Annotated in this window: 10 protein-coding genes; 6 read left to right on the forward strand and 4 right to left on the reverse strand. The window is 67.1% G+C overall.

Annotated features, from left to right (window positions below; translation table 11 throughout):
- The first annotated feature begins 29 nt into the window (after positions 1–29).
- The 5 genes from V5F48_RS11130 (at position 30) to V5F48_RS11150 (ending at position 4,325) form a co-directional block, all read left to right on the forward strand.
- Complete coding sequence (locus V5F48_RS11130) at positions 30–590, forward strand: GNAT family N-acetyltransferase (RefSeq protein ID WP_394258817.1); 561 nt, start codon at positions 30–32, stop codon at positions 588–590.
- Positions 591–1,066: 476 nt separating this feature from the next.
- Positions 1,067–1,879: an amino acid kinase family protein gene (locus tag V5F48_RS11135; protein WP_394258764.1), complete on the forward strand. Its 813-nt coding sequence runs from the start codon at positions 1,067–1,069 to the stop codon at positions 1,877–1,879.
- Between the two features lie 12 nt (positions 1,880–1,891).
- Positions 1,892–2,725 carry an amino acid kinase family protein gene (locus V5F48_RS11140; RefSeq protein WP_394258765.1) on the forward strand — a complete coding sequence of 278 codons (834 nt, stop codon included), beginning with the start codon at positions 1,892–1,894 and terminating at the stop codon, positions 2,723–2,725.
- Between the two features lie 139 nt (positions 2,726–2,864).
- Positions 2,865–3,260 carry a hypothetical protein gene (locus V5F48_RS11145; RefSeq protein WP_394258766.1) on the forward strand — a complete coding sequence of 132 codons (396 nt, stop codon included), beginning with the start codon at positions 2,865–2,867 and terminating at the stop codon, positions 3,258–3,260.
- Positions 3,261–3,518: 258 nt separating this feature from the next.
- Positions 3,519–4,325 (forward strand): response regulator, encoded by an 807-nt coding sequence (locus V5F48_RS11150; RefSeq protein WP_394258767.1) that lies wholly within the window; start codon positions 3,519–3,521, stop codon positions 4,323–4,325.
- A 123-nt stretch (positions 4,326–4,448) separates the two neighbouring features.
- On the opposite strand, the gene V5F48_RS11155 is transcribed toward V5F48_RS11150, so the two are convergent.
- Complete coding sequence (locus tag V5F48_RS11155) at positions 4,449–4,940, reverse strand: globin family protein (RefSeq protein WP_394108999.1); 492 nt, start codon at positions 4,938–4,940, stop codon at positions 4,449–4,451.
- 57 nt (positions 4,941–4,997) lie between these two features.
- The gene (locus V5F48_RS11160) at positions 4,998–7,082 is read right to left on the reverse strand and encodes a PAS domain S-box protein (RefSeq protein ID WP_394258768.1); all 2,085 of its coding nucleotides are present in this window, start codon (positions 7,080–7,082) and stop codon (positions 4,998–5,000) included.
- Between the two features lie 463 nt (positions 7,083–7,545).
- Here V5F48_RS11160 and V5F48_RS11165 point away from each other — a divergent pair, with 463 nt between their 5' ends.
- The gene (locus V5F48_RS11165; RefSeq protein WP_394258769.1) at positions 7,546–7,926 is read left to right on the forward strand and encodes a response regulator; all 381 of its coding nucleotides are present in this window, start codon (positions 7,546–7,548) and stop codon (positions 7,924–7,926) included.
- Positions 7,927–8,036: 110 nt separating this feature from the next.
- Here V5F48_RS11165 and V5F48_RS11170 read toward each other — a convergent pair whose 3' ends face one another.
- Together V5F48_RS11170 and V5F48_RS11175 are read right to left on the reverse strand one after the other, a co-directional pair.
- A complete protein-coding gene (locus V5F48_RS11170; protein ID WP_394108996.1) occupies positions 8,037–8,213 on the reverse strand; it encodes a DUF3309 family protein in 177 nt (58 codons plus the stop codon).
- A gap of 269 nt (positions 8,214–8,482) precedes the next feature.
- Positions 8,483–12,847, reverse strand: coding sequence for a chemotaxis protein CheB (locus V5F48_RS11175; RefSeq protein WP_394258770.1), 4,365 nt, complete (start codon positions 12,845–12,847; stop codon positions 8,483–8,485).
- Positions 12,848–12,935 lie beyond the last annotated feature (88 nt).

A 12,935-nucleotide genomic window follows, 5' to 3' on the forward strand; every position in this document is an offset into this window, starting at 1 on the left:
AGGCAGGCTTGGGAGTGTCGGTGTCGTCCATGGAGCAGGAGCAAGCTGTCGTCGTCCGCCCGTCGCGGGAAGCGGACGTGGAGGCCATGCTGGCGATCTATCGCCGCCATATCCGCCGCGGCGTCGAGGAAGGCGTGGACGACGGCGACACGCCGCAGCCGGATGACCTGCGCGAGCGCCGCAAGAACCTGAAGAGCCGCCGCTTCCCCCACCTCGTCGCCACCCGCGGCGACGCGGTGGTGGGCTATGCCTATGTGGTGCTGTTCCGCAAGCGGCCGGCCTACCGCTACAGCGTCAAGCACTCGATCTACGTGCACCACGAGCATCTCGGCGAAGGCATCGGCCGCCACCTCATGCGCGGGCTGATCGATGCCTGCGCGGCGGCCGGCTTTCGCCAGATGATCGGCTATATCGATGCCGACAACACCGCCTCGCTCACCCTGCACGAGAAGTTCGGCTTCGTGCGCGTGGGGCTGCTGCCGGGGGTCGCCTATCGCTACGGCCGCTGGTCGGACAGCGTGATGGTGCAGCGCTCGCTCGGCCCCGGCGCCACCACCCCGCCGCCGCCGCTGCCGCTCTCCACCCGCTGACGCTCTCCACCCACTGACGCCACAGGAGCGGATGTGGGCGCACCCGCGCCCGCACCTTCCAGCCGCATGAACATGCGCCTCATACAGGCACCGCTCCACAGCCCATCCCGGAGCGAGAAATGTCCGTAAAGCTGACCCGACCGACAAGACCGGTTACGTATTGACCGCGTAACCACGTCTTCCATAAAAAACTTCTATTATTTTCGATTTTGCTTCTGATATAGATAATATATTCTTATGATTATATAATCTTCATTCTAATTTCGACATAAAATACCAAAACAAAGCACTATGCACAACCGAGCATCACCGGGCGATGATTAAAATCCATCGGCATTGGCTTTTTTGTGCATTCTGTGTCGTTTTTTCCCGACGCCGTAAAAGCTACGCGATTATCGCATATTGCCGGGTTGCCCCACCGGGCGTATCGAAGCCTTCGAATAAAAATAATACATAGAACAACGAAAGGCATTGCCATGGCCCATACGACGGCGGAGCTCGACGCGCTCCTCGCGCAGCGATCGCTGACTGACACGCAGCTTCTGGCCGCGGCGGAAACGTCCGCGAATTTCCGCATCCTGCCGGACGCAACCGTCATCAAGATCGGCGGCCAAAGCGTCATCGACCGCGGCCGCGCGGCGGTCTACCCGCTGGTGGACGAGATCGTCGCCGCCCGCAAGGCCCACAAGCTGCTGATCGGAACCGGCGCCGGCACCCGCGCCCGCCACCTCTATTCCATCGCCGCGGAGCTCAACCTGCCGGCCGGCGTGCTGTCGCAGCTGGGCGCCTCGGTGGCCAACCAGAATGCCGAGATGCTGGGCCAGCTGCTGGCGAAGCACGGCATCTCCAAGGTGGACGGCGCCGGGCTCTCCGCCGTGCCGCTCTATCTGGCCGAGGTGCACGCCGTGGTCTTCGCCGGCATGCCGCCCTATTCGCTGTGGACCCGCCCCGCCGCCGAAGGCGTCATCCCGCCTTACCGCACCGACGCCGGATGCTTCCTGCTGGCCGAGCAGTTCGGCTGCAAGCAGATGATCTACGTGAAGGACGAGAACGGCCTCTACACCGCCAACCCGAAGACGGACAAGGGCGCCACCTTCATCCCCAGGATCTCGGTGGACGAGATGAAGGCGCGGGACCTTGCCGACTCGATCCTCGAATTCCCCATGCTCGACCTGCTCAAGAAGGCCCGCCATGTCCGCGAGGTCCAGGTCGTGAACGGCCTCGTCCCGGGCAACCTGACCCGCGCGCTCGCCGGCGAGCATGTCGGCACCATCATCACCGCGAGCTGAAGAAGAACGGCCATGTCTGACACCACCAACGACATCAAGCACGTCGCCTCGCCGCTCGCGCGCCAGACCCTCCTCGACGGCCAGCTCACCCGCCCCGTGGCCGGCGTCAAGCCCATCCGGCTTTTGCCCTGGCTGCAGGTGGTGAAGATCGGCGGCCGCGCCATCATGGACCGCGGGCCGTCGGCCATCCTTCCTATCGTCGACGAGATCCGCAAGCTGCTGCCCGAGCATCGCCTGCTCATCCTCACCGGCGCCGGCATCCGCGCCCGCCACCTCTACGGCGTCGGCCTCGACCTCGGCCTGCCGGTGGGCTCGCTCGCCCCGCTCGCCGCCAGCGAGGCCGGCCAGAACGGCCATATCCTCGCCTCGCTGCTGGCCCCGGAAGGCGTCTCCTACGTGGAGCACCCGACCATCGCCAGCCAGCTCGCCATCCATCTTTCCGCCGCCCGCGCGGTGGTGGGCAGCGCCTTCCCGCCCTATCACCACCACGAATTCCCGGGCTCGCGCATCCCGGCCCACCGGGCCGACACCGGCGCCTTCCTGCTCGCCGATGCGCTGGGCGCGGCGGGCCTGACCATCGTGGAGGACGTGGACGGCGTCTATAGTTCCGACCCGAACGGCCCCGACGGCGCGGCGGCGAAGTTCCTGCCCGAGGTCAGCGCCGCCGACCTTACCGCCGGCGAGGGCACCCTGCCCTTCGACCGCGCGCTCCTCGAAGTGATGGCCACCGCCCGCCACATCGAACGGGTGCAGGTGGTGAACGGCCTGGTGCCGGGCCGCCTCACCTGCGCCCTGCGTGGCGAGCACGTGGGCACCATCGTCCACACCGGCGCCCGCCGGAACTGAGCCACCTCGGGCTGCGCCATCAGTCCTCCGGGAGGGGCTGATGGCGGGCTGGGGTTGCGTCGGCGACCAGCCCGGCACGAAAAACGCCGGAAACACAGAGGTGCTAGCGTCCCGGCTTTACTGGAGCTGGGAGCACCCGATGACGATGTTAACGCCGCTGACCCGCCGACCGCACAACGGGCGGACCGCACGCCGTCTTCTCGGCACCCTCGTTGTGGCCGGGGCGCTCGCCGGCATGGCGGCAAGCGCCGGTGCCGAGCAAGGCGTGAGCCTCTTCAAGATCATCACCGTGCGCGACGAGATCGTGGTGGGGGTGGGACCGCAGGACGCCGCAGCCCTCGGCGGCAGCGATGTCACGGCGGTCGGGCGCGCCCTCAAGGGCGGCGGCGAGCTGACCATCTGGCAATATGTGGTACGCAAGGCGCCGGACGGCGAACTGGAGCAGGCGCCGGCGCGCCGCATCAGCATCATCGGCAACGACAGCCTCAGGGTGGAGCCCTATGCCACTCCGCTGCGGGTGATCGCCCCGAAATGAGGCGCGGCATCGGCTCCAATCAGGTCACCAATTGCAGCTGACGGGGCAAGGGGTCGCCCCCCGGCCTGCCCCTTGGCGATTCCATCCGGGTCCCGGTCCGAACTAATATCAACGGCCGATGAGCTTTTTCGTCGGCTGTTGTATAAGCCCGCGCGGCGCTTGAGCGACACGCTCTCGGCACGGTGAACAACCGGGCCGTTGGTATAAAGTACGCGTCCTGCGGGCATCTGTGAGGGGGAGCGCTTCCGGCGCGTGAGCATGGCGGGGCAATCGGCGAGCGGGGAGACCGGCTGGCGCATCATCGTGGTGGACGACGAGGAAGCGCTGCGCGAGACGGTGTCAGACTATCTATCCGGCCAGGGCTTCCGCGTGCGCTCAGCGGCGAGCGGGCGCGCGCTCGACGCGCTTCTGGCCGCCGAGCCGGCCGACCTCCTCCTCCTGGACGTCCACATGCCGGGGGAGGACGGCATCAGCCTCGCCCGCCGCATCCGCGTCGCCGCCGCAACGCCCATCATCATGTTGACCGCGGCCGACGACATCGTGGACCGGGTGGCGGGCCTCGAAGTCGGCGCCGACGATTATGTGCTCAAGCCCTTCGACCTGCGCGAGCTGAAGGCCCGCATCCGCGCCGTGATGCGCCGCTACACCGCGCCCCGACCCACCGCGCCCCCGTACACCGCGCCCCCAAACACCGCGCCCTTGCCGACGCAGCCGCCGACGGCGAACCGCGCCATGCCCACACCTGCGGAGATGGTGCCGTGCGGCGTCGTCTTCCTGGACATGGAGGCCCACTGCCTCGTCAAGCGGGACGGCACGCGGGAGATGCTCACCGCCATGGAGTTCGACCTGCTGCGGGTGTTCCTGCAGAACCCCAACCGCGTCCTCACCCGCAACCGGCTGCTGGACCTCGCCCACGACCGGGACAACGAGCCCTTCGACCGCAGCATCGATGTGCGGGTGACGCGGCTGCGCAAGAAAATCGAAGCTGACCCGGCCAAGCCCCAGGCCATCAAGACGGTGCGGGGCGTCGGCTACCTGTTCGTGCCCGGCACCCGGGGCCCATGACGACAGGGGCCCATGACGACAGGGGCCCATGACGACGCCTCCGGCTGGAGCTCCCTGAACGGGAGGCTCCGGCCGGAGGATCGCACACGGAACGGCGGTGCGGGGGATGCCGCCGTTCGCGTTTCAGAGCGTGCCCGCGGAGGCGGGACGCGAAAAGATGGTGCTGGCCCCCTCGCCCTCGGCGGCGACGCCATGGACGGCGGCAGCGCGATGGGCGGCGGCGATCATCACGCCGGCCACGGCCTCATAGGCATCGGACCAGGCCCGCCGCAGGTCCATGGAAAAGCGGCGGCCGAAATAGAGCGACAGGGTCTCGATCAGGGCCGCGCCCACCGTCGCGTAATGCGCGTCACGCACGCCATAGTGGAGATGGCGCACGGCCAGCTGCTCCAGCATCGGAACCACCTTGTCCAGGCTCCGCAGCGAGGTGACGACAAGACCCAGCGCGGCGAAGAGCTTCTCGCCCTGCCCCGTCATGTCCGTATCTCCGAACAGCCGCTTCAGCGCCGGATCATGCACGAACAGCCGCTCGTAAAAGAGTACCGACGCCGCATCCCGATGCACGGAAACCTCGGCGAAGCTGGCTTCAAGGAGCGCGATCTGGTCGTCCTGCATGGCCGTCCTTTGCGGTGAACGAGGCGCACTCTGACTGGCCTGTGTTGCTGCAGGCGGTCAGCTCTCTGTCCGCCGTGTTTCAAGTGTTTCAGGCGGCGGGGCCGCATCGCCGATAAGGGCGCCGAGGAAGGCGCGCACATCGGTCGGGGTGAACGGCTTTTCGATGAGCGGGCAGCCCGAGCGGGCCAGGAAGCGCCCGGCCGATGGCCCCAGGGTGTCGCCGGAAATGAAGCCGATGCGTGATGCAAGGTCGGGCCGATGGGTGAGCAGCCAGTTGTAGAGGCTGGGGCCATCGCCATCGGGCATGCGGATGTCGCACAGGATGCCGACCACATCGGCAGTCGCCCCGGCTGGCACGGCGTGGGCCAGCAGCGCCTGCGCCTCCCGGCCGCTGTGCGCCACCATGGCCGCATAGCCTATGCCTTCGGCGATCTCCGCGAGCAGCCCGGCAATGTCCGGCTCGTCGTCGATGATGAGCACCGATCCCAGATGCACGCCTTCGTCCCGCACGTCCTCCTGCAGACCGGGCGGCGGCGCTTCGGCGGCGACCTCCTCCAGCGGCAGCTGGATGGTGAACTGGGCGCCACCGTCCGGCCCCGCACCCAGCTCCAGCGTGCCGCCATGGGCCTCGATCAGCCCGCGCGAGACGGCAAGGCCGATGCCGGTGCCCACGCCCTGGGGCTTGGTGGTGAAAAACGGATCGAAGATGCGCGAGCGGATATTCTCCGCAATGCCGGGGCCGTTGTCGGCGACCTTGATCATGACGGCTCCGCGGTCCGTGTCGGAAGCCACCGAAACGGTGACGCGCCGGTCCCCCGCCGTTTCCTCCAGCGCCTGCTGGGCATTGACCAGCAGGTTGAGCAGCACCTGGTGGATCTGGCCCGCGTCAAGCATCAGGCGCGGCAGGCCGGGCTCGATGGTGAGGACCACCTTCACCCCCGAGGCCCGCATGTTGTAGCCCAGCAGCTCGACGGCCTCGCGCGCCACGTCCGCAAGATTGGTGGCCCGGCGCTCCGCCTCGCGCTGGCGCGCCATGTCGAGGAAGCTGCGGACGATCCGGGCACAGCGGTGCGCCGCCGTCTCGATGCGGTCGCAGCGCTGCACCACCTTCTCAAGGCTGGGCAGGCCCCCGGATCGTACATTGGCCTCCTTCAGCACCTGCTCGCGCAGCAGCATGGTCTGGCCGGTGACCACCGACAGCGGGTTGTTGAGCTCGTGGGCGACGCCGGCGAGCAGCGAGCCCAGCGCCGCAAGCTTCTCCTTCTGATGGAGCGCGTTGCGCTGCCGCTTGATCTCCTCCTCGGCCCGCTTGGTGGCGCGCAGGTCGCGCATGTGCGCGGCAAAAAGCCGGCGCTCGCCGCGGGTCACGTCGGTAATGGCAAGCTCGATGGGGATGCGCGTGCCGTCGGCAAGCAGCGCGGGCAGTTCCAGCCGCTGGCCGATCACGCGGGTGATGCCGGAGGCGAGGTAGGACCGCATGCCCGCCAAATGGGCAGCGTGGAATTCCGGCGGTATCACCAGTTCGGCGATGGAGCGGCCGATGGCCTCCTCCTTCCGGTAGCCGAAGATCTGCTCGGCGGCCGGGTTGAAATCCACCACGATGCCCTCATCGTCCACCACCACGATGCCGTCGAGGGCAGTGCCGACGATGGCCGCGTGATAGGCCTCGGCTTCCATCTGCGCCTGGGTGCGCCGGACGATCTCCATCTCCTGGCGCTTCATGTCGGTCAGGTCCCGACCGACGCCGAAGCAGCCGACCACCGGGCCGGTGAGGTCCACCCGGTAGGGCGAGATCACCTCCTCAAGGTATCTCTTGCCGAGGCGGCCGTAATCCACCCAGGCCACCCGGCGCACCAGCTCGCCGCCGAAGACGCGCTCCATGAGCGGGGCGTAGGATGCGAACACGATGGGTTCGAGGAAGTCCTGCACGGGCCGGTCGATCACCTCATCGCGGCCACGCCCGATGAAGTCGATGAACTCCTGGTTGGCAAACCGGCAGATGCCGCCGCTGTCCAGCAGCACCGCGCGGCCGGGGATGGACTGGAACAGCGCCGTGAACAGGCCGAGGTCGGAAAGCCGGACGAGGCTGGCATTGTCGCCGCCGTCCGGTGCAATCTCCGGCGTATCCAGAGGCGATGTCATCGCGTCCTCCTGTCCCCGTTCCTGCCCCCGTTCCTGTCCCCGTCGTCCCGCATCCACCCTCGTGCGGCACCACCGGCTGGGCTTGTGCGACGGGGATGGGCGCGGCCCCGCTTTGGCTTGGGTGATAGGGCACCATTGTTTCAGCCCGGTTTCAACCCGGCCGTCGATGCCACGCGCCGGCCGCTCCGGCCGCGGCTCCAATCCGATATATCGTTTTGTCGGAAGTCTTCAGACCGAAGGCTCCATCGCCACACGGGAGGTTGGTGCCCGCCGCGCGGGGTTCGGCCTCGGTCAGGACCGGGGCCGTCGGCATGAGTAGTTTCCGACCCTGCTCTTGCGCCGGTCCAGTGCGCTAACGTGGGTGTGGTGCGGTTCCCCCGCCGCGGCATACCGCGATCGCGCCCTGCCGGCGGCGGCGTTCTGTCGCCGGCAAGCATCCCCATATCGCCGCAGGACATAGAGCATGGCTCTTCGGATCCTCATCGTCGAAGACGACTTCATGATCGGGATCCATCTCGCAGAGATGCTTGAAGGGATGGGTTATGAGGTCTGCTCCGTCGAAGCGACCGAAGCCGATGCGGTCGCAGCTGCCGAGCGCTGCAGGCCGGACCTCATGATCGTGGACGCCTGGTTGCGAGATGGCAGCGGCATTGCGGCGGTCGCAACCATATGTCGAAGCAGGCCGGTGCCCCACGTCTTCGTCAGCGGAGATGCCGCAAGCGTCAGGGCTGTCCTGCCGGCGGCAATCGTTGTTGAGAAGCCGTTTCGGGAGGACGTGCTTGCGCGCGTCATTCAGCGCATGGTCGACGACATGGCCGCGCCGCGCGATCGCGGGCCCGACTGACCCAATCATGATGACGCAACGACGACCACCGCGCCCGCCCAGGGCGCGGCACCATCAGCCCCTGCGGCGACACCGGCCGGACTGACGCGATCCGGCGCGGCGGACGCGGTTCAGATGCGACCGAGATTCAACCCCTGAAGTCCACCCACCAGCCACAGCACGATGAGGATGAGCAGCACAAGGCCAAGCACGCCGCCCAGCCCGCGACCACCGTAGCGATTGAAGCCGTAATAGCCTCCGCCACCGAACAGCAAGATCAGAACCACGATAAGAAGTATTGTTCCCACGTTCCGGCCTCCTCGAATAAGATAGCGACTGTCGCCGATCTTCAGTCCCGCCCCCTGGGCACCCCAAAACGTCTGATGCGGAAGTCGTCGCGCCGTCCCAGGCGGCAAGCAGTCCTGCCACGCAGGATCGCAACACCACATTCATTCTAGCCGGTCGAGCGCGAGGCGGCAGGCTCGGAAACTACTCATACCAACGGCCCCGACAGGTTGCGCTCCACAGCGGTTCCGGCAGCAGACGGAACCGGGCGCCGCGCAAGAGCAGGTCGACCTCAGGCGAATGGCGCTCCGGTCCCCGTCCAGGTCGCGGCAAGCGCGAGGCGGGCCAATGCGGGGAGGGATTTCGCGCCGGTCTTCTTCATGATTGCCGCGCGGTGGTTCTCGACCGTGCGCTGGCTGATGCCGAGGTCGATTGCGATGTTCTTGCTGGGGTGGCCGGCCAGCACCAGGTCGAGAACCTCCCGCTGGCGCGGCGTGAGTGACCCCAGATGCTCCGCTGCGGCGGCATGCCAGACAGGCCGGGTGTCTGCGTCCCGTGCCTGCTCCAGCGCCTGCGCGACACAGCCGAGCAGTTCGCTGCGCCCGACCGGCTTCTCGATGAAGTCGAACGCGCCGGCCTTCATGGCCTGAACGGCCATCCGCACATCGCTGTTTCCGGTGATCATGACGGCAGGCAGGCCATGGCCTGCCTCATGCAGCCGTTGCAGCAGTTCCAGGCCCTTCATGCCGGGCAGGTAGGCATCGATGAGCAGGCAGCCCCCGCGGCCCGGGTGATAGGCATCGAGAAAGGCTTCGCAGCTGTCGTAATCCTCGACCACTCGGCCGTCCTCTTCCAGCAGGGCGCGCATGCCCTGCCGGACGTGGTCGTCATCGTCGACAATGAAGATGACCGGCACCGCCGCAGGCCCGGTGGCTTCCGAGGGCCGAGCGTCCGGCACCAGGGCCGATGGATGATCGGAAAGCAGCTCCCGGATGATGCGCGTCAGTTCCTCCGCCTTCACCGGCTTGTTGAGCTGCAGGCAGTCGTGGGCGGCAATGTCGCGCAGCGCGCCCGTCGAAATGTCGCCGGTCACGATCACCACCGGGATCCGGCTGCGCAGCCGGGCACGCAGCCGAGCCGCGGCTTCAAGGCCGGTCATGCCGTTGGGCAGGTTGTAGTCGGCGAGGATGAGGTCGGGCCGGATGGCGCTGCGTTCCACCAGCCCGAGCGCGAGGTCGCCATCGCGGGCGGCGGTCACCCCGTGCCCCTCGCCGATGAGGAGGAGTTCGAGCAGGGAGCGGACGTCGGGATCGTCCTCGATCACCAGGATCTCGGCCTTCCGGCCGGCCGGTTCGGTGATCGGGCCGGCGACGCCCCCCGGCAAGGCCGCGTCGTGACGCCCGGATCGGCCGTGCGAGAGCTTGACGTCCACCGAGAACACCGAACCATGGCCGGGACGCGAGCGCACCGAAACAGGATGATCGAGCAGCTGGCCGAGCCGCTGCACGATGGAGAGGCCGAGGCCGAGCCCGAGGTTGCGTTCGCGGGCCGCGTTGTGGAGCTGGTGGTATTCATCGAAGATCGCACGCAGCTCCGTATCGGGAATGCCGATTCCGGTGTCCCACACCTCGATGCGCAGCCACGCTCCATGCCGGCGGCACCCCACCAGCACGCGGCCGCGCGGGGTGTATTTCAAGGCGTTCGAGATCAGGTTCCGGACCATCTGCTCCAGCAGGCGCGGGTCGCTTTCCACCCAGAGCCCGCACGGGATCACGCGCAGGGTCAGCTTCTTGGCGCGGGCGTGATAGGTCAGTTCCTCCCGCATCCGGTCGAGCAGATCATTGACCGGGAAGCCGACCACATTCGCCTGGATGGTCCCGGCCTCGATCTGGTTGATGTCCAGCAGCGCATTCAGCATGCCCGACATGGCGCTGATGGTTTCATCGAGACGCTTGACCAGCCGCTCCGCCTTCTCCCCCTCCGCCGCCTTCGCCAGGAGGCCCTGCAGCAGGACCAGCGACTGCAGCGGCTGGCGCAAATCATGGCTTGCGGCGGCGAGGAAGCGCGACTTGGCGCTGTTGGCCAGTTCCGCATCCCGCTTCGCCACCTCCAGCGCATCGGCGGCCCGCCGGCGCTCGGTGATGTCGGTGAAGGTGATGACGACACCGTCCACCCCGCCGTCCGGGGTGCGATAGGGCAGGATGCGGCGGACGTACCACGCCCCGTCGCGGGTCTCGGTCTCCCGCTCATGCGCCGGCTGGCCCGCCAGCACCGCCTGGATGTCCGGCATCAGTGTCCCGTCGGCGGCGAGCGAGTTGAGGTCCGAGAGCGGCCGTCCCACATCGCTCGGGATGACGCTGAACAGCGACCGGGTCGCGGGCGTGAAGAAGCGGATCTTCAGCTGGGTGTCGAGGAACAGGGTCGCCACGTCGGTGCTGTAGAGCACGTTCTGCAGATCGCTCGATGTGGTGCGCTGGCGCTCCAGGGTTTCCTGGAGCTGGCCGTTGAGCGCTGTCAGTTCCTCATTGAGAGACTGCAACTCTTCCTTGGAGGCCAGCAGCTCCTCGTTGGTGGACTGGAATTCCTCGTTGACGGAACGTGCCTCCTCGTTGACCGCCCTCTGCTCCTCGCTGGAAAGCTCCAGATTGCGGATGGCGCTCTCAAGTTCGGTTCGCGTGGAGTCAAGCTCGCGCTCCAGTTCGGTCACACGCGAAAGCTCATGCTCGGTCTTCGGCCGATCCGTCCGGCCAGGCGAGACAGCGGGGGCATCAAGAAAACAGACCAGCAGCAGGTCCTCGCCCTGGCTCTGGACCGGATGCACCGCAATGCTGAAGGCAAGGGGCTTGCCGTCCCGCTTCGTCCGGCCGCCCTCCACCACGACGCGCCTGTTGTCCTGGGACGCCCGCTGAATCGCCGCCCTGAGCTTGGTGCGCACGCCCTCCCGCGCCATGGAGAGCAGATCGTGGGCCGGATGGCCCGGCGCCAGCCTGAGATAGGCATCCGTGGATCCCAGGTAATAAAGGCACTCGTACGAACGGTTGATCAGAACCGCCGCGGGCGCGTACGCCTCCAGAATCAGGCGCCGGCTGAGTTCCGCCAGCGTCACCTGGCGCGACGATGACGACACCTTTTCAGGACGATGGGGCAGGCTCACGCCATCCGATGAGCCAAGCGGGAAGCGCAGATCGCCCGGCCGGCGCTGGCCGGTGTGCCGGTAGAGACGTGCAGACTTGGAGACAACCTCGAACCGGGCAGCAGCGTTCCCGACCTCTTCCGATGTTCCCAAAAGAAGGAGCCCGCCTTCGAGCAGCGCGAAATGGAACAGCGAAACGACCTTGGCCTGTGCCTCGGCGCCAAGATAGATCAGGAGGTTGCGGCACGAAATCAGGTCGAGGCGCGAGAATGGCGGGTCTTCCAGCACATTCTGCACGGTGAAAACCACAGCGGAGCGCAGGTCCGGCACAACCCTGAAGCCATGCTCCTCCTTCGTGAAGAAGCGTTCGAGCCGCTCGGGCGACACGGCGGATTCGATGGTCGGAGGGAAGAAGCCCTCCCGCGCCAGGGCGACGGCATCCGGATCGATATCCGATGCAAAGACCTGCAGCCGGACGTGGCGCTTGTCTGCGGCAATCGCCTCGCTGACGAGCATGGCCAGGGAATAGGCTTCCTCGCCGGTGCTGCACCCCGGGACCCAGATGCGCAGCGGGCGGCCGAGGGGATGATTACGCACCAGGTCGGGAACGATCTTCTCGGCGAGATACTCGAACACCTTGGGATCGCGGAAGAAGCTGGTGACGTTGATGAGCAGGTCCTTGGCCAGGAGATCGAGCTCCGCTGGATTGTGCCGCACCAGTTCGAGATAGCGGTCCATGTCGTCGACGCCCATGGACGCCAGGGCCATGCGCCGCTCGGTCCGCCGCTGCAGCGTCCCGGGCTTGTACAGGGTGAAGTCGAACGCCGTGCCCGCCCGCAGGAGGTCGATGATCTGCGCCAGAGCAGTATCTTCCGGCGCGTCGGCCGGATCCTGGATGCGCGTCAGCAGCGCCTCGGGGATTTTCTCCAGCGGCAGCACAAGATCCACCGCGCCGGCGGCGATCGCGCTGCGCGGCATGCCGTCGTAATCCGCCTCCTCCGGGTCCTGGGCGACAGTGAAGCCGCCCTTTTCCTTCAACGCCTTGAGGCCAAAGGTGCCATCCGCCCCGGTCCCGGAGAGGATCACGCCGATGGCACCGGCGCCGTATTCGGCCGCCAGCGATTTCAGCAGGAAATCGAACGGGAGGCGCGCGCCATGCGGCGCTTCGGGCGCGGACAGGCGCAACTGGTCGCCGGCGACGGACAGATAGAATGCGGGCGGGATGATATAAAGGTGGTCCGGCTCGATCAGCAGGCCGTCCGCAGCCTGCCGCACCACCATCGAAGTGTGGGTGGCCAGCAGATCCGCCATCATGCTTTCATGGGTGGGATCAAGATGCAGGATCAGGATGAGCGCCATGCCGTGACCGTCGGGCAGGGCCGCGAGCAGCCTTTTGCAGGCCTCCAGGCCTCCAGCCGACGCCCCCACGCCGACAACGGTCAGGTCTCGTGGCCTGCAGACCACGTCCGGCTCAATCAGGTCCGGCTGGATCAGGTCTGTCTCAATCAGGTCTGGCGCCAACACGATCGGCCGCCTCAAGCGAGCCGAACCCCTTCTCGCCGCACGGGCGGGCAGCTTTGGCATTTGCTCTGACCTGATCGGCTCACAAGAT

Source organism: Xanthobacter autotrophicus ATCC 700552, from assembly GCF_043194565.1.
GTDB lineage: Bacteria > Pseudomonadota > Alphaproteobacteria > Rhizobiales > Xanthobacteraceae > Xanthobacter > Xanthobacter autotrophicus_F.